The sequence below is a fragment of the Paenibacillus sp. J22R3 genome, from assembly GCF_056269305.1.
This window is the reverse complement of record NZ_JBWDNS010000008.1, coordinates 84,655-103,713: the sequence shown is the minus strand read 5'-3', so window position 1 is coordinate 103,713 and position 19,059 is coordinate 84,655. Positions and strand designations below refer to the sequence as shown.

Sequence of the window (19,059 nt, the reverse complement as noted above, 5' to 3'; positions counted from 1 at the left end):
AATGCACGTACCTGTCCCATTGGAACGTGTACGTGCTTCGACACGATAAATTGTTTGTATTTTCTTTTATTATACCAATGAACGAAACTTTCAGGAAGTATTAATAGTAATCTCCCAAACTGAGCAATCCTCCTAGAATCCCCAATTTAATACGGATGTAGCAATAATCCAAGCCTTGACCCTCTGTTTCTCCATTCTGGGTCTTGGGACATCAGCACGACATTAGTTAAACGGTAATGCTGGGTTAAAACGTACGGGGCTAAATCCCGCTCCACCTTCGATTTTCCGTCGATACCAAACGAGTTCAGCTGTATCTCGTCTACTGGTATGATTTCCAGGCGCTTCGGATAGTTTATTTGCGCGTCATGAATGCTTTGGATTAAGGTGTTGGCTGCGATGCCGGTATGTGGTTTCTTCCGGAGATCATCTAGCTCCTTCATTACCGGCTCGCTGACCAGCATTTTCCCACCGTCATTTTGAAAAATCAGGTGCAGGTAGTTGAATATCTGCTCATGGTACTTTAATAAGAATTGGGCATCGACAGCGAGTGAATGCCCTGTTTCCAGATATGTAGCCAACACATCGTATACCATATTAGTAGAAAGCGACTTCTTGGTTTCAATCATGTCCGGGGGCAAAAGGTTATTCCTCTGTCGCGGCATACGGGGGACAAATAAAGACAACTCCCACAAAAGTAGGATTATTTTTAATAGAGCAAATAATACGATCAACCGCCATGCAGCGGAAATTAGTGAAATATCTGACATACGATGAGCCCCCTTCTATGTCTATTTTACTGGATTCCCCCTGCTTCCTCTACTCTTGGTGGACTAACTTTTCAAATCCATGCCCCACTCTAGCGTAGAGATTCACTTGATCCATCCGCCTACTTTCCGTTTCAACATTCTCGCTCTCAGACGCAAAAACGCACATACTAGTCCCATTCGAACGTGTATGTGCGAGACGACGGAGCGGGTGAAGGGGCAATTCATCTCGCTCGTGTTAGGCAAGCTGCCGAAGATTTAAGTCATTTCTGCCAAAAGAGAACCGGCTGCCGATTATTGGCAGCCGGTTTTTTTTGCGTGTTAAGTTCGAGTAATCAAACTAACAGTTGGAGAGGTGCTCGACACGCGCTTACCGACGAATGAGATCTCTTCGGCATGTTCGTCTACGAGTTGGTCGACCTGCTTGATCAGCGTTAGCGAATGGATCATACCGCTAGCCGATACGTTGACCGTCGGCTTGGCAACCGCTTCGCCTTCTGCGGCGGCGACCGTCTGAGCGTTTTCGGCTCCGACCTCGACACCGACAGAGTTGCCGAGCACCGTCGTGACCGGCGCCGTGTCGATCTTCTTCGTCGACAGCGTAAAGCTGGCGTCTTCCGTCGGCAGCACGACCTGGACCTTACTAAGAGACGCTAACTTCCCTGCGGGCACGGTCACGGATGGAACGTCCGACTTGCCAAGCATCCAATGGCTGACGTTGTAGTCGACCTTGGACGTCGAGAACGTCGTGGGCATTCCGACGACGGTACCCTCGAGCTCGATTTTCACGTCGCCCTTGTCCGCGAAGCTGGCGGGAATCGTCAGTTTGAGCTCGTCGCCGAACTGCAAGCCGGTTTCCCCGGTCAACTTGTTGCCCATGATATTCTGCGTGAACTGTTCGACCCCATTTGAGAGGGTCGCCTTCCAGTTCCCGAGCAACTGGTCGCCGTTGTCGAGCGCGAAGGAGATCGGCAGCTCCTTCGTCTTAGGAGACGTCGTCGGAGATATCTTGGCCGGCGTTTTCGGCGCGGCCGGCGTCGATTTGGACGGCTGCGCGGCATTGCTCGGCGTTTTGGAGCTGCTGCCACCACCCGATGGCTTGTCCTGCGCTCCTGGTGCTGCGTCCGACGGAGAAGCGCCGTTCTTGCTGGAGTTTTGACCGCCGTTCATGTTCTTCACTTGACCCGAATACAGCTGGTTCAGCAGATCCTTCTTCTGATCGTCGCTGAGTTCCTTGGAACTGCGGATCTGGTTGGCCATGCTCGCGGTTTGCGTGCTCGGATTGCCCCCCAGCGCTTGCGACGCTAGCTTCGTCGCGTTGTTCGACAGCGTCTCCAGGTAGCTGCCGAGCTGCTCCATGCCTGACATATCGCGGAACGGTCCGAGCGCGCTCAGAATCGTCGCCGCCGAACCGAAGCCAGTCGGATCAGGCGCGGCTGTCGGCGTCTGCATGTTGATGATGGCGGCCGGGAACGCCGAAGGCGTCAATCCCTTGTTCTCCTCATGGCGAGAATCGGTGCTGACGGCAGCTATCGGCGGCGCGTTGTCCGGAATCGGCGACGTCTTCCAATCCCAGAATCGGTTCGGATCGATCAACTCCGAAGCGTTGCAATGACCCAGCTTCGCTTCGCCGAAAACGCCGCGCGTGGGGAATGTCAGCAACTGCTCGACGTAATCTCCAGAAGGGAATTGGCTAATGTCGATGTCCTTTCTAAGACCGAGAGCATCCTTCAATCGCCCTTCCAATCCTCCTGCGAGAGGCAGTACCAACCAGTTGTCTTGAACCATGACGGTTCGGTTATCCGCGATCGTGAACAGATTTTGCCCGTTTACCGTCCATCCGTCAAGCCGCCTCGCCCGGTCGGCCGGTTGCTCCTCGGCTAAGATGGCGTTCCAATAGTAGTTCTGGTGTTGGTTCAAATGGTTGACCAATCGGCCAAGTGCGAACAACTCTTCGTCCGACAGCAGATCATCGACGGAATCGACCGGCGGATCGAAGCCGTTTACGGGTAAGCTTGTTGAACCGTTGAACTTGATCGTATTCGGATTCGGCGCTCCGGAGAACATGACCCACTTGTCCAAGCCGCTCATCGTCGTCGCTCTCACCTCTTGGAGGATCCACGGCGAGCCGGTAGGATTCGCCTCGAATAAGTTGGTGTCTTGCTGGCCCTTCTGCTTGATCTCAATCGCCGATATATTTTTCCAACGAATCGGTTTGACCGGTATCAATTCCACAATAAATTCTTCGTTCGGCTTGATGCGGATTTCTTCCGTCAAGATCGGTTTATTTTTAATGAGCTCCGGATACGTTTCGTGGTTGAAAGGATCGACGTACGCGAACGCCAAGTCGGCCAATCGGCAAGCAACCGGGGTTCCTCCGGCTTTCGAAATCAAGCTGACCGCGACGTTCTCCGACGGACCTACCGCTCCGGTGTGGAATGTCAACGTCATCGTCCCGGCCAACCGATCGTCCAGCGGATCGCCCAATTGTTTTAGCTTCTTCTTGGCTCGTTCCAAGTTGGCGGATAGATAAGCCCGCTTCGATACGACGTCGAAGCCGCTTCTTACCTTCTCATCCAGCAGCGCGCGCTCTAGCGATTCCCGATTCATCTCGATGTTGATAAAGTCGAACAACTGAGCATCGTGTTGAATGAGGATGAGCGGTTTGCACGATACAGGCCGCGTGATCAGGCGTTGATGCTGAAGCACTTCGTAATAGAGCATCGTGAGCGCGTGGCTGTGGTTATAGTTGGCGATCGTACGGGTGCGAGCCTCGGCCTTTTCGTTCTGCTGGGTTTGAACGACAATCGTCGATTGCAGGTCCCGCAATGAAGTCGCGGATTGGCTGAACGCGTCGGCGAGCGTCTGTGTCGTATGGCCGGCAAGATCGCGAATGCCCGACGAGCTCGTTTCCGCTTCGCCGTAACCGCCCGCGATACCGGCGGCGAGACTGTACATTCCGGACGATCCGCCACCTCCCAGGCTGACCCCGATGCCGCCCATCGACGAACTGCCCGATTGGCTCTCCTTCACGATCATGTCCACCGTTTCGCCGACAGTACGGTCGCGCAGAGTGTCGTTGTTCAACTGGTCGCGTACGCTCGTGTTCTCGTCGCGCTTCCCGCTGTCTTGCCGAGCCCAATCGATGACGGCGATCTGCACCTTCTCGCCCGGCGCGAGCGGCAGGCTGTAGACGATCCGACCGAGCGAGTGACCAAGCGGCGTCCACTCCGTCTGGTATTCGATCTGGAAGCCGAGTAAGGCGGAGAAGGTCGGCTTCGCTTCACCGTGCCGAAGCAGCTGGTTCCTGGGATCCAAGATGTTATTATATCCTCTCGGCGGAGTGATATCGAACCCGACCGTCGTACGTACCGCCTGATGGAAGCGAATTAGCTGCGAAGACAGATTGGCGGGAAGCAGCGTCTCGCAGCCGTCCTCACCGATGAGTAGCGCTCCGGTCATCGAGAAGGAGCCCGGCGACTGCCGCCAATCCATCACGTCCGGCGTCTGCATCGACGGCATCGGAGGCCACGTGCCGCGCCCGTTCAGCATCGCCTCGTCCATTTCGATCTGGAGCACGATTAAATCCGGACCGACATCGCCTTCCTTCATCGCATCGAACGCGAACTTCGCGTCCTTGAACGGATGGACGAAGAGGTGCTTCACGACGAATTTCGGTCGGTTGACCTTATCCAGTTCAAAGCCCTGCTTTGTCAACGCTTGAACGAGCGTTTGCGCAATCCGCATATGCCGCAGCACCCACAAGTCGTAGGAGGCATATCCGATGTGGTCGGTTCCGACAACGCCAAGCGGGTATTCGAGAACAATCCTGGGATCGTTCCCCCCGAAAAACTGACGCACGCTTTCCTCGGAGACTCCGATCACAGCGACCGCGGACAACGGCATGCGGGTCACGGGAAGGCTGTCGACCATCGACCGGGCGAATATCGACAGCTTCTCGAACGGAATCTCGATATCGACCCCCAAATCGACCGGATCGGCGATATTCAGTTCCTGCAACGGCTTCGTGAGCTGTCTTGGCATGAACGTCTGTACGGCGGTGAACGAGGCATTACTTCTGAATGAAGACCGTAAATCTGGCAAAATCAATTCCCCCAATTCGGCATGATTCCAATTCGTTCCTCTTTTTCGCTCGATTCGAATCCTTCGTTGAAAGATACCCGCTACACGGCGTCCGCCCGGATGACGGCAGCCTGCTCGTCATCAACATGCTGTAGGTCGTCTGGGCGATTCGGCGGGTTCGGTTCGTCGCTCAGCCGCTTGCTGATGAGCCGATTGAAGAAGAGCAGCATCACGGAACCGCACGTATTGCTCGAGATTTCACCGGAAGGCAAGGTGAAACCGCGGCGGGCGCCTGGGTGCTGCTCTTCTTCGGCTCCAGTCTTGCGATCATGAAATTTCACGCCGACATCGACATGCCGGAGGTGCGGCGGCGCATTACCGAGCTGATCACCCGGAAGTCGGAAATTTGTTGTTCGTATGCTTCTTTTCCTTGAACATCTAATAACCTCCCAAAATAAATAGAATATACCTAATATTAACAAATAGTAGAGAATGAATTTGTCGTAAATCGTAAGTGAAAAGTGGGAATAAATGTCGAACATAAATACCGAAGAATCGCACATGATTCATTCACTGCAAGCTTTAGTTTGAGATTTGGTAAGATTCGCAAATCCAAATCAATTGCGGATGCGGGTTGGACGAGGATGTTGTAATCATAAAAAACCTAAATATCAAAAAAAGCCTTCAGAATGCTTTTCCTGAGGGCTCTTTTTTATGGATGCTTTCCGATTTGTACTTACAATATCACGCCAGTTTGTTCGTTTTTGATAGTGTTCTTTTCTTTGTTGTTTAGATCAGTGTTTAAGTTGTTAATGGGAACAAGGGCATGAAGTCGCGAGACCGTCTTGATGCGCTCGTATGGGCACTCACAGAACTTTTGTATACTATCATCCGAGTTGCGACTAAGTCTACGATGTCTCTATACTTTGCATCTTATTATTTAGCAGAGTTTCTTCTGTTTATCAGAAACAAGCTTATCTCTCTAGCCGGCTAGTACTCACCTATGAGCTTCCGCATGACCTCTCTTAGATCAGCTTGTCTTAATCGCTTGAAACGAATCGGGTTCACCCTCTGCTTAGAACACTCATCGCCATCTATAAATATTCTGTTGTATCGTTCAAATAGGACGTGGCGATTCTGCTTTGCAATCCCGTAGAGCTCCGCCTTCTTTAATGCCGCCCATCTCAGGAAATGATATCCGAAAAGCACATACCAGGATGCCACCATGAAGGAAAACACTACCGCGAATGATAACCGCTCCGTACTGCTTAATTCACCTTTACGGATGTTCTGGATTAGGAACATGACATTTGCCGCAAGAATTATCGTTGCGACGGCGTAGAGCGTCCACCCCAATGCTCGGGACGGAGGCTTAAACAGCGGCCGGCTCAAGAAATCTCATCTCCTCTTTGTTAAATCCAAGGTTAAGAGCCGCTAGCTTAAATGCATGCGGATCAACGTGATTCGCAAGAACCATCGATAACCTTTCACACTCTTCCCGGGCAGCCTTTCTTTCCTCCGGTTTCCCAAAATTCAGCTTAGCCAGAACCAAGCTCATTTTCGCTAGCAGAATTCCAGTTTCCATTTGATCGATATCTCTAAGCATGATAATTTCTCCTGTCTAGTTTGTATACTGTGCGAGTGAATATTCAAAAGAATGGAGACTGCTTCGCCAAATACGACTAAAGCCGGCAGGCATGGTCTAAGATCACCTTACGCAACGTCTTTCTTCATATTACATCCAACCGGTTTACTAGGCAAAAAATAGAAGTCCCTATTATCCACAAAGCAGAGCTTGTCTGATTTCTCTCAAGCGCTGGCATTGCTTCTAACCAAACTCGTAACATGCTGTTCAATCTTATATATTAGGGAGCGAATCAATGGAATTTTCTAACTGAGTAAAAATAAAAAGCCGATCCACAAATATCGGGCCCGACAACAAAGAAAGCATCTGTATCAATAAGGTATTTTCCAGCACCTCATATCCGCCGAATTCGAAGTACCTGCGGATGGTGGAGTATTATAAGCGACCAGCCGATCCGCGAAGCGTCGTACATGAAGAGATTCTTCATCCCAGTCTTTTGAATAGATATCGATCGTTCCTTTACTAATCGTCCCTTCTCCATACCAAGATAAAGAAAAAGAAGCCAGGAATGACTCCCAGCTTCTCATGCAATTGCTACTCCGTTCAACAATGAGTTAAACGAAACATTATCCGGAAGCGGCATCGCAGCTGGGCGATTAATTCGCTCGCTGACGATCTCCTCTATCATGCTTTCAATTTCTGCGGCTAGACCAATGCTTATCGTTGTGTTTCCACACATTGCGCAATTATGAGCCGGAAATTCCGTCACCTTAATTTCTTTCTCTTCATCCCCAATTCTGAAGAAACTGATCTGGTTGATCGAAAAAGACCGGTCGAATTGTCGCCAGTCACCGTGTCTGCTCTTTACCAAAGCATTCACGTTTTGCATCAAGATTTCTTGGAATTTATCCAGACGGTCTTGAGCATTACTCAAAAATTTCTCTTGGTTCTCGCGGTGGATCAACGCCTTATGAGCACATAATTCTGGACATGAACATGATATCCTCATCCCTTGAACACCTCCTTTTGGACGCAAAAAAGCCTACCTAAAGGAGCTTCATCTTCCTAAAAAAGGACAGACTTTGGCACCTATAGGTAGGCGATTGGCCAGTAATAGTCTAGCAACGGTACTCCCTAGGCCGCTTGGCGGGAGCAGAAAAGTGAGTAAAAGTATGCCTATATTTTATAGGTATCTTACAACTAATTAATAGAGTCAAAAAGCCAATATAATAGAAAAAACGGATCGCTCAGCGACCCGTTTCCCGCTTCTGTTGTTTGAAGTAAGTTCTATTTTCTTTCCAATTGTGCTCGAACACCTTCTTATACGCTCGAGCCTTCCTGTTATTCTTGATGAGGGAAATTAAAGTTTGTTAGTGGAACCACTGTATTTATGCGGCTTATTAGGGTTACTTATATGTAATAAAACATGGGGTAAGTTTGTTAGTGGAGAGAACTGAAACTGAAATCAGAATACAAATGAGGAAATTAAAGTTTGTTAGTAGTCAATGAACATGAGACCATAAACTGTAGCAAGACAACACAAGTAAAACTGCTGTCTTTCGGCCACTTAATATATTCGGGTCAACTGGGTCTATCCCCAATAAAAATAACATCATAAAGTTGTTATACTCAAAAATGGCGCGTCAAAAAAAAGAAAACCACACGGAGTTGTACACTCACATGTGGCCAATACCATTGTTCCATTTTTATTAATCACATAATCCTAATATGTCGGTAAATATTGCATCCTTTATAGTTAATCGTCGATTTACTTTTTCAAAATCTTCAAGCTGATTCCATTCGAAAACAGTATCATATAAGTCATATAATTGACTTAAACTAGTATAACCTGATTGAGATAATCTTTCCTTTACGACCTCGACCGCTTCCATTAACTCAAAAGTTTGTGGAGGCCCCCACAGACTTATCTCACCAACAAGGGATTCATGCTCTATTTCATATAGTAAATCAATATTGTAGAATGGAATGATCTTTGATAGTGTTATTTGAATTTCCTGCCTTAAAACGAATGATCCATTTATACATTCCTTTAATCGAAAATAGATATCAACAGAGGGCCAATTTCTATCCCTGACGTCCACTTCTATAACAGATTCTACACTCTCAAGACCTTCAGGTAAATTATACACCGATACACATTGTTTCTTATACCAATCATCGAGTTCTCTAGTTAGGTATAGTTTTTTAAGTACTAACCCATACTCAGGAAACTCATCAATAAATTTTTGTCCATGTAGCATTTAGTTTCCTCCTACTCATCAAATTTCCTACTTGAAATACCATCATTCAGTCTGACACCTGTAACAGGATCATATTCTCCTAAGTGATTTTTCCTCTTACTATCCCATTTTTCGAGTGTCCCACGCTTACTATCCCATTGCCAGTAATATCCATTTTCATCCACCCATGTGGCTCGACTGTTGTTCTTAACTTTCTTCATACCTTGGTCTGTCATCCAGTTGGTCAATTTCGTGAGTGTATTTTTGATAGCCCCTCTATCGGCCTTAACTATTTTATTTCTATCGTTATAGCGATCTTCATTTTTATAATAATTATATAACCCGCTGTCTTTATCCGCCATTAAAGCTGCATATGTTCCCTCACTCCCAGCAGCAACCATCACACCTCCGCTGACGAGAGCTAAAGCACATCCACCGCCGGCAGTAAACAGACACGATGCCATACCCCCACCTTCGCCAGCAATTGTTGCTGCCAATACATAAGCAGATACTGTAACCATGAAACTGTCGTAATAAAGTCTTCCAAGATAATAATCAGAATTATGGATGGTACCACCGACTTCTTCCATAACATAACTGTAACCACCGAAAGAAATGTTGTCGGCAAACCCACTAGCAAATCCTAAGACTTTGTGATACCATTTGTGCCCTGAGGGATCAGTGTAAACCAATGGATTATTCCCCACATACGTATACAAATTCATACTCAGCGGATTATCAATCTGCCCCTCATACGTATCCTCAGTAATAAATTGACCTAACTGGGGATTGTACCAACGGGCTCTTAAATATTGAAGATCGGATGTACTATCCCAGTACTCCCCACTATATCGGAATGGGTTTGTTATCTGTTCTACTGCTGTAAGTGGTTTTCCCCACGTATCATAGGTGTATTTGTTCAGCAAATTACCTACACTGTCCCTGAGCTCAATAATATCTCCGTGTCCGTTTGAGAGATAATAGCCTTTGGCAGCACTTCCCTTCTGAGTAGCGACTAACCCTAGACCACGTACGTACCGAGTACTACTCGTTACGATGCCATTCTGTACAGTAGCCTCTGCAATAACATTTGGACCATCATTGTAGTATCTTGTCGTAACTCCATTCTCCGTACGTTCATAGAGTTGCCCATCTCCATTATACGCATAATCGACGACGCCTTTTGTTGATGTGGACTTTTTCAATCGATTATATGAATCGTACTGATAACTTTTGTTAGTTAAATCCATGGCTAAAGTCGAGTCGCTAAAAACAGATTTTCTATTTCCACGTTTATCATACTCGTAGGTTGTACCTGAAGTAGTATCCGTCTTAATTCGATTAAGCGGATCATAGGTCAATACCTGAGTAGAGTTCGTAGGCGTGCTTCCGTCTTTTCCAAGTGCACTTATAATACGTTCAATATTGCCTTTTGCATCAAAGTCGTAGTCAAATGTATTAATTATCGTACCATCCGACTTTGATTGCGTTAGCGTATCTAACTGTAAACCTTTATACGTATAAACTGACTTAATATTATTTTTTAATGAGATTTGTTGAAGCAAGTCATTTTTATAATAGTTATACGTAGCCTCCTGATCTGTTGTGGTAGCACCTACACCTGTTAATCGATTCCGTTTATCATAGGTGTAAACGATTTTGTACCCAAACGGGTCCGTCATAGTATCTCGGAGTCCAAGATTATTATAGGTGTATTGTATATATTTCAAATCTGGATAGATCACCTGTAACAACTCACCTGTGGAAGGCTTATAATTATTCGTGGTCGTTCCTATTGAATCTAGCATCGTTTTTCTTCTGCCAGCCAAATCATAAGTGTACGACACAATTCCATCTGGTGAACTTACTGATTCTATGCGATTACGGTTATTATACACTTTTGTAAATACTTTTTTATTTCTATCTATATAACGCTCTTGATATTTACCAGCCAACTTCTCGTAATAGAACTTTTCATCATTTCCCGCCTCATCAAACTTCTGAATAGGACGGCCCAACTCATCGAATGAGGTGCTTTTACTTTTTAAATCTGGAAAAATAGTTTTTGTTAGTTGACCAGCCAAGGAGTACTCATATTGAGTCTTATTTAGGAATGGATCCTTTACAGCCAGCAATTGTCCTAACGCATTGTACTCGTAAATGCTGCTATTACTGCCATCTGACACATTTACCATATTCCCGGCATAATCATATTGATACGCACTTAATAATTGGTATTGACCGGCCCTCCACTCTTCGTTCGATACTACCCTACCTAAAATATCTAAAGAAGTCCTGGTTGTATAGGTTTCCGGGTCAATATTCGTAATTTGGCGGTTAATATCATCATATTGCGTTATATATGCAAAACCATCAGGCATTGTTCTGGTAGTCAGACGGCCCCAACTGTCATATAGGTAACTCGTCTCCTGCGTAGATAAACCTGCATCTCTAGACCACTTCAATCGACTGTATTTATCGTAGCTGTAGCTTTTTAAAACTCGATAGCTGCCATCCAAAACCGCTTCTTCAACCTTATGACCGATTGGATCCCAGTCAATTCGGTTCTTTACCCCTGTTTCATCTCGAATTTCCACTTGATTTAAAGTGTCATTGTAGGTCAACGACGAATAAGAAGCATCGCTATTGTTCGTAATAATAGTTAACCTTCCTAGCTTATCATAGGTATACGTGGTCTTTACCCCATTATCATCCGTTAGTGATTTTACTAGACCGGAGTCCGGATAGTATTCTAAGGTATTTACTACATCAGTTTTTATTAGATCCACATTGGCTACAGAAACGGTTTGTTTTGTTGCATATGCCCCATTATAAGTGGAGGCGTACTCGTTAACGTATGTGATGTCTCGATTCGTATCCTTAACCACAATATTCTGGGGGTTACCATGCGAATCAAAATTTTCGTATCTGGTCTGGCCAAGAATGACACCATTTGTGTTATCTTTCTTAACCGTTACACTTGTCAGACTTCCTTGTGAGTTATAGGTCAATGCTGTAAATTTACTAGTTGAATCGTTTACCTTTTCTGTCATATTACTTAGCAAATGAGAGGCAGCATCGTAATTATACGTTGTTAAGGTACCTTTGGGATTGATGGAAGTTAACACATGCCCATAATCGTCATAGGTAACGGTGGTTTCCTCCAGGGAAGAAGATGTACTTCCTTTCATTGAGGCTGAAGATGTTTTAAGGGGATTCGTAATTTTATTTACTTCATCATACTGAAAAATTGTATTTTTTTTCTCATCACCTGCCACAGCTGTAATCATGTTCAGATAGTAAACGGCTGGTTCAGTATCACTGATGAAATCTTTTTTATAATCATAGGTTGTCGTCTTGAGCCCATCGTTCGTGTTCACATAATAATGGGGAATATCTTGATTATAACTGCTAGCATAATCCGTATTTTGGCCGGATGTGTTCGTATACGTAAAGGCAACTGAATTATAGATGAGTCCAGCAGCATTATCTTTTCGTTCAGAAACCCGATAATTCTGATTGACTGCATTTGACCCAATCATCCGATTTACAGCAGATGTTTCATACGTAAAAGAAGTAGTTGCTCCTGTCGGATGGTAGATGTTGGTCAGTAATGCCACCTTTTGAACTTGGGAAGGTGTTGATGAGAATAAATCGAATTTACTATCCAAGTATGAATAGGAATAAGAAGTATTTCTGCCCATCACATCGGTTACAGAATCCAATATTTCTGTTTTAAGTGCTTGAAAAGGCGGCAAAGGGTTATATTGAATGTTGTCATGTTTGTAGTATGTAACCGTCTTGGTGCCTTGAGTTAACACAACAGATGTAGGGCTATAGACAATGCCAATAGAATTGCCTATTACATCGGTTATCGTTGTGAGAACTTTCCCATAGGTAGGATCGTCACTATACTTAAATTGAATGGTGTTATCATAAGCATCTGAAATTTGAATGAGGTATCCTTTACTCGTAAAGAAATAGTTCTTCTTCTCAAGAGTGCTTACAACCGTACTTGATTGTTCTCCATTGACAGTAATAGGAGGTGTATTGTAGCTCACTGTCAAATCTTTGAATGGATAACCTTTTAACGTTGTTCCAGATATTTCATAGCTCCCTCGGTCGCTAAGGTTTAAGTAAGATTTCCCTTCCTCAATTTTAATATTTGGTATATTCCAGGACCAACCTTTACCAATCGGAAACAGCCTTTCTTCGTAGGTTTTGTCTCTCGACTTGCTCCTCCAAGAAAGTGGTTTAATTGGGTTTGTATCTATATCGATCAAATTAGCATTCGAAACAGTTGCAACTTCAGTGACAGACCGAGTAGAAACGCCAAATTGATCCGGTGCTGACCAATTGGTAATGAAGGCTCGTTGCCCTCTATTTTGCTCAACATAACCAAGCCAACCACCGGCATCAATCCAGTTTAACATTGTAAAAGAATTTGTTACATGAGCGGCATCAATATAGAAACTGCCATTAACAATGGTTGTTGGATTCTGATAGATCTGTCCGCTTGAATCTTTTCTTTCCTCATATTGAGTCCCACTGAACGTAAGCTTACAGAAGCAATAGGGCAAGTATTCGTAGTCTTTCTTATAAAAATCTGAATTTGAGCTGTCATATACTCTCGATAACGAAAAAGATAACCCATTTCTTCCCGGTAAAGTAAGGTCTGTCGCCTGTACGTTTAAATTCCCAGTCATCGTAGAGACCGAATCTTGTTGGGTTTGTAATAAATAGGGTGCTTCTGCACTCTTCGCGCTTAGATGTGATAGGGCATTTAATATACTTGGATCAGGGGTGGGATTATCTGCTGCGATTACGGGATAGTTAGTTTCATCTTCAATCAAAGTAGAAGGACTTAGCGTAGGCTGTACATCTGAGATGTAGGCTTCTTCAACCAATGTAGGATTTAGGTTTGTTGAATGATCTACTTCATCACTTAGGTGAATTACTTTCCATGCATCGATTAAACCGCTTCCGTATTCTTTGGCAATACCTAACGGTAAAGTACCGCTAACAAGTCGGTTAATTATTTGATTACTTGTAAGCGAACTACTGTGTTCTATTAATAATGCAGCTACGCCGGCAACATGAGGAGCTGCCATAGACGTACCACTCTTAACAACATAAGAACCATCTAAGGACAGGCTGCTGATCGCTACGCCTGGTGCTACAATATCTATCTTACCGCGATTTGAAAAGTCTGCAATTTCATTATTGGAGTCTACGGCACCTACCGATACAACGGATGAAAACTGGGCGGGATAACCAACGGAATCTGATCCATTATTTCCTGCTGCAGCAATTAGGATAATATTCGCATTTGCTGCTAGATCGACAGCGTCCTGTAAGGCTCTAGAATAGTAGTTTCCGGTAAAGCTCATCGATACGATATCCATTTTTTGTTCTACTGCATATTCCAGAGCTTGTATCACATTGCTATACGTACCTAAACCTTGCTTGTCTAGTACTTTGAACGAAAATAAATCAACACCTGGAGCAACACCGACAATTCCATGATCATCACGCAAAGCAGCAACAATACCAGCAACATGTGTTCCGTGACCATTGAGATCATCATAAGTGGTTTCTGAACTAACAAAGCTCTTACCACCTTGAATTCGGAGTTCTGTGGATTCCGTATCAATACCAGTATCCAAAATCGCGACTTTTACTCCATGACCGGTTAGTCCATCATCTTGTGCAAAAGAAGCCTTGATTTGTGTAATGTTCACTGGTGTTTCTTCTTCGCTGCTTATTGCGATAGAATAATTCTCCTCCACATATTCGACATTGGTGTCAATAATTAAACTGTCAAATTCAGCCTTCGTTAATTCTGCATCCACAAGTTTATTTAGTTTCAGTTCTTTTTTAATTTTAAGTGTTTTATGTTTTTTCTTCCCTGCACCTGCATCTTTAAATTTTATAAGATATCCTTTATTTGAGGGGTTAAAACTTTTCTTCACACTGACCGAAGATTTATTATTGGCTGTTTTAACATCATTAGCATAGATTGTGATCGTATTGCTCCAAATCATAACTAGCATCATAAAGATACTAAGTAACCTCTTCATTCAATATTTCCTCCTATACAGCGATATAGTTTAAATTGACTCCCCTACAGGTTGTATTAATATAAATTGATCCACATAGTTATTAGGACCGTTTGGGGAAAGTTTACTGTTATACCTCTTAAGTTGTACTCATAAGATTTCCATTTGCATCATAATGAAATGTAATTATTGTACCATTCGATAAAATAACTCTATCTAATCGATTAAGTATATAAATATAGACCGATTTATTTAAAGGACTACTAGCTTGAGAAGTATTTCCTGCCGTGTCTACTGCTTTTACTGTGAAATTATATGCAGTGTCAGATGTAATCCCAGAGATATTCCTCGATGTACTAGTTGAATTCCCTAAAAAGCTGCCATTTTTATAGATACTATAAAAAGACACACCAACATTATCAGTTGATTCATTCCAAGATATGGTAATATCAGAAGCCGTTGATGCAGTTACTCGAAGCCCTGTTGGTATCGTTGGTGGGGTTATATCTTGAATTACGCTGATATATACAGGACTTGAAAATGGTGTTGCAAAACCTAATGAATTCCACACTTTTACTTGCCATTTATAACTCATATTATAGTTGAGTATATTTGAAGGAACAGTGTATGAATTTGAGGATGATGTTACTTGTCCCGTGTCCTGAACTAAGTTGTTCGAAAGATCATAGATCTGTATTTGAAATTTACCTTGAGTGTAGCTTGGATCATTGTAAAGCCAACGTAGTGATGGAGTTTTTGTACCGATTAAAGTTGGTGCAGTCGAAACAAGTGAACCAGGAGTCAATTGAGTAGGTGTAAACGGGGTACTACTTGTGTAGTTGATAATTAAACTAGCTGTCTGAGCCTCTAATGTTACTTCAAATCCTCCGTACGGCAAATCAATCATCATACCGTAGTTGGGCATGGAACCGTTTATCCAATTCGCAACTACAGTTGTATCCAAATTAAAGGTTCTTAATGAATTCGAACCACTTGGAAGGGCTCCGAGTACGGTGCCACTGGAAGATACGAGTGGAGATGCTGCATATGTAGGAGAATTATTCCAGGTTGGGCTACTCCAAGGAGACGTTACCCGATAAAAATTAAGGTTCCAACTACCTCCACCACCAGCTGCTGGACCATATTGATAAATGGATAAACTCGCGCTACTAATAGTAAAGGAAGATGGAAAAACTGGTAAGTTAAAACTGATGTATCCTTTTTTATTATTACCTGTACCTTGATTAATTTTAATAAAATAATTACCATCGGAGGTATTCGGTGAGTTTTGTGAGGTAGTTGCAGCATTGCTGGTAATTCCTGTTACTGTTGGATCAATTATTACAGGATAAACTAAGTTTTCTAGTTGGGGAGTTATGTCAAGGTAAGTTTGATCACCTTCTCTTCTGAGATGTTGTTCAACCTCACGAGTTGTTCCGCTACTATCCACTAGCCAAGCAGGTAAAATACCAATATCCCCTGCTTGAAGATTATCATCAATATCCCCTTCTACTTTAAATGTAAATGAGTCAGGTGATTCGTCGGATTTTAAAATAATAGACTCTTTTAGCTCATTGCTACGAGCTTCAAGTTTAACATCAGTGTTTGGCCATGCATCCGTATAAGTTATTGAGTTTTCAAATATAAATCCTTCCGAAGTTTGGGATTCTACTGGAGTAAAAAACAAGTGGCTCTCCCCTTTTCCAAACAGATAACCTTCACTAAATTCTTTCGGTAACTTAACATCGTATGGCACTTGTAGTGCGCGAAGCGCAGTATTTTTCCGGTCTTTTACAGGAAGACTATCTCCTCTGTTAGCTGAATCATTGATGAGTAATTCTTGTGATAATGGAACATTATTGATATCAATGTCCATTTCGTCTACTAAGTTTGTCTTAATCTCTTCCCAGTTACCATTCACATCAAGATAGTGGGTATCAACATTATTAATCACAGTTTGGTAGGTTCCATCACTAAGCTTAAATGTCTTACTATTATGAGTTCGCTTCTCTACTTGCTCAAACTTTACGTTCTTTGTATAATCACTGACATCTGTATCTTCTAGAGTCTCAAACTCTAAAGGTGGTTGCTCCACATCCACAGTATTTTCCGAGTTGACTCCGTTTAAAGATAGATCAGAATCGGGCGAAACTGCTAAGCTACCACTCACCACAACTGCAAAAATCAACAAAATGATACCAACAAAGAACGAGCTTTTTTTAAACATTGCCCTCACATCCTTTTTAAGTTAGTTTCAACTTATGTTAGTACGGTTGACCTCATGAATTGAAGCACGTAAGCTAAGGACCAATGTAGTACTTGACACCTCCATTTTTTCTAAGATTTTACAAACACAGTAAGTATATTAGATGTATACATTAATTGTTGTCGATTTAAGATGTCGAATCGTGTTTTTTCTGATTACTTCGTCTTTCGCTATAACTTCTACATCTCGGGATATCGTTGATTCACTTAAAATTGAGGTTCTTGATTGTTTTATTACACAAACATTGACTTATGGAATACCAACAAACAAAGAGTTAACAACCTTTCAAACAGTGATATCATAAAAACCAAGGTTATTTGGGGTAAAAAAAACAGCATCCCTTAATTAATAAGAGTACCACCTCATATAGACCAAAAGGTGACTTCATAAGAAGTCACCTTTTGGTTTATATTTATACCACGTTCCATTGTTCAATTTGACCTACATGCATAATATCATCCCTGAATATGAATCGATGCACGTAAAAATTGTATAATCCTTTTGTGTGAAATTATCAGTCGTCATATCCTTTGAATGCCCACTCCTATCAATAATATTGAGCTTTAACTACAGCAACTACTCTTCCCTTTCCTTCTGACTAACAAACCTTATTTTCCTATGATATGTTGATTTTGACTTGATTTCCGGTTCGACTAACACACTTTATTTTCCACTAACGCACTCTATTTTCCACTAACAAACTTTATTTTCCCTCATCAAATAATTCTTGGCGAAAACTAGGATTTCATCGTTACGTTATTCGTGGCAGCCTGTTGGCTGGGTATAGAAGGATCCGGTTACTCATAGGTTGTTTGGTGTTCCACAAAATTCAATCTGCTTCGGGTTCAATTCCCCAATGCAGCTCTCACCGGAATAAGAATCCTGGATGTAGGCAGCATGAGTGTTCCCTCTCCCCCACTCCTCGTAAAGAAGCGGGCCGAAGAACGATTTATGCTCTGGGGAAAACATATCGATGTCGGATTGGTGGGTTTGAAGAAGAACACGCGTCCTGATCCCAAGCTCCGGGATTGGAAACATTGATTCCAGAGATAATACGAGGCTCATCGTGATTTCTTCGGACAAGCTCCGCATGACATCAAGTGTTCGGAAAATATAATTCTTCAACTCAGATTCGTGATCACCGAGCATTACGTCCTTATCAGGCTCAATGATCAACATGAATTGCTGAGGACTATCAAGACGGCAAATTTGGGACCAAAAGTTCCACATCGCGAGTACCATCGCAGCTGCTTTCTCATATGCGGATACGCCGGTAGGAATAATGAATTTCCGTCCCTCTTGTGTTAGATGCCACTTCACATTACTCGTCTGCTCCAACGCCTCAAGCAACATTTCCCTAGCGTTAAAATTGTCTATCGCCTCGAATATGCGGTGATACCCATGCGTTGGACCTTCTATATGTGATCTATACGTTACAGAGGGCACATAATCTCGGAAGTTGAAGCCCCCTTTTCCTCGAGCAACGAGATTAAAAAACATAGCTGGGAAAATGCCGCGGCGATCGCGAAAGATATGATCTGGATCGTACTCGGTTGACAGATCTGGTTTCTCTTCGAGCCACGTAATAGAGTCGTTTGTTTCGGAAGGATAGCTCTCCCCGTATTGATCCGAAGTGATCCAAAATACCGCCTTTTCATCATATTGATGTACATTCCCGGCAACTTTACTGACAATGCTCTTGCGGGCCGATTTAAGATCGTCCCCTACAAAAGCAATCGTTGCGTAGTCCGGGTTCATCCAATCCCAGCGAATTGACGGTCCGACCTGATTTCCGTCTACCACATTGCCCATTATCATTTCTCGTTCCAGATGTATGTTCTTATATTCCATGAGATCCTCCTCGCAAAAAAAGCACCGGCAGGCATGGTTTTCCCATACGCTGACGGTGCTTCCGCAGCTTCACTTTGATTTATTATCCTTATTATAGTATGCGTTAAATCAAGAGATCAATGGTTAGGCGTCGTTAGAGGACGCAGCTCTATATGTCGATTGCTTCTCTGTAGGCTCACCGGACTACAACACCTTTTCAATAGCAAGAAGG

General features: G+C 43.6%; 10 protein-coding genes. All 10 read right to left on the bottom strand.

Going from position 1 to position 19,059, the window contains the following annotated elements; genetic code table 11:
- Positions 1-146: 146 nt before the first annotated feature.
- Entirely contained in the window at positions 147-767 is a 621-nt protein-coding gene (locus AC0YN4_RS27505; RefSeq protein ID WP_475783982.1) for a hypothetical protein, read from the bottom strand.
- Positions 768-1,085: 318 nt separating this feature from the next.
- Complete coding sequence (locus tag AC0YN4_RS27500; RefSeq protein WP_475783983.1) at positions 1,086-4,868, bottom strand: hypothetical protein; 3,783 nt, start codon at positions 4,866-4,868, stop codon at positions 1,086-1,088.
- Between the two features lie 80 nt (positions 4,869-4,948).
- The gene (locus AC0YN4_RS27495) at positions 4,949-5,410 is read right to left on the bottom strand and encodes a hypothetical protein (protein WP_475783984.1); all 462 of its coding nucleotides are present in this window, start codon (positions 5,408-5,410) and stop codon (positions 4,949-4,951) included.
- 427 nt (positions 5,411-5,837) lie between these two features.
- On the bottom strand, positions 5,838-6,239 hold the full coding sequence (locus AC0YN4_RS27490) for a hypothetical protein (protein WP_475783985.1): 402 nt from the start codon (positions 6,237-6,239) through the stop codon (positions 5,838-5,840).
- Positions 6,220-6,453, bottom strand: coding sequence for a hypothetical protein (locus tag AC0YN4_RS27485; protein WP_475783986.1), 234 nt, complete (start codon positions 6,451-6,453; stop codon positions 6,220-6,222). Before AC0YN4_RS27485 ends, AC0YN4_RS27490 begins: the two co-directional genes overlap by 20 nt.
- 562 nt (positions 6,454-7,015) lie before the next feature.
- Positions 7,016-7,441: a hypothetical protein gene (locus AC0YN4_RS27480; protein WP_475783987.1), complete on the bottom strand. Its 426-nt coding sequence runs from the start codon at positions 7,439-7,441 to the stop codon at positions 7,016-7,018.
- A 700-nt stretch (positions 7,442-8,141) separates the two neighbouring features.
- Complete coding sequence (locus AC0YN4_RS27475; protein WP_475783988.1) at positions 8,142-8,693, bottom strand: hypothetical protein; 552 nt, start codon at positions 8,691-8,693, stop codon at positions 8,142-8,144.
- Between the two features lie 11 nt (positions 8,694-8,704).
- A complete protein-coding gene (locus tag AC0YN4_RS27470; protein WP_475783989.1) occupies positions 8,705-14,752 on the bottom strand; it encodes a S8 family serine peptidase in 6,048 nt (2,015 codons plus the stop codon).
- A gap of 118 nt (positions 14,753-14,870) precedes the next feature.
- Positions 14,871-16,958: a DNRLRE domain-containing protein gene (locus AC0YN4_RS27465; protein ID WP_475783990.1), complete on the bottom strand. Its 2,088-nt coding sequence runs from the start codon at positions 16,956-16,958 to the stop codon at positions 14,871-14,873.
- 840 nt (positions 16,959-17,798) lie between these two features.
- Complete coding sequence (locus tag AC0YN4_RS27460) at positions 17,799-18,848, bottom strand: hypothetical protein (RefSeq protein WP_475783991.1); 1,050 nt, start codon at positions 18,846-18,848, stop codon at positions 17,799-17,801.
- Between the last annotated feature and the right edge of the window lie 211 nt (positions 18,849-19,059).

What these genes read in the sequence shown, in the direction of transcription:
- AC0YN4_RS27505 (WP_475783982.1), bottom strand. Translation starts at nt 767, where the DNA reads ATGTCAGATATTTCACTAATTTCCGCTGCATGGCGGTTGATCGTATTA.
- AC0YN4_RS27495 (WP_475783984.1), bottom strand. Translation starts at nt 5,410, where the DNA reads ATGTGCGATTCTTCGGTATTTATGTTCGACATTTATTCCCACTTTTCA.
- AC0YN4_RS27485 (WP_475783986.1), bottom strand. Translation starts at nt 6,453, where the DNA reads ATGCTTAGAGATATCGATCAAATGGAAACTGGAATTCTGCTAGCGAAA.
- AC0YN4_RS27480 (WP_475783987.1), bottom strand. Translation starts at nt 7,441, where the DNA reads ATGAGGATATCATGTTCATGTCCAGAATTATGTGCTCATAAGGCGTTG.
- AC0YN4_RS27475 (WP_475783988.1), bottom strand. Translation starts at nt 8,693, where the DNA reads ATGCTACATGGACAAAAATTTATTGATGAGTTTCCTGAGTATGGGTTA.
- AC0YN4_RS27470 (WP_475783989.1), bottom strand. Translation starts at nt 14,752, where the DNA reads ATGAAGAGGTTACTTAGTATCTTTATGATGCTAGTTATGATTTGGAGC.
- AC0YN4_RS27465 (WP_475783990.1), bottom strand. Translation starts at nt 16,958, where the DNA reads ATGTTTAAAAAAAGCTCGTTCTTTGTTGGTATCATTTTGTTGATTTTT.
- AC0YN4_RS27460 (WP_475783991.1), bottom strand. Translation starts at nt 18,848, where the DNA reads ATGGAATATAAGAACATACATCTGGAACGAGAAATGATAATGGGCAAT.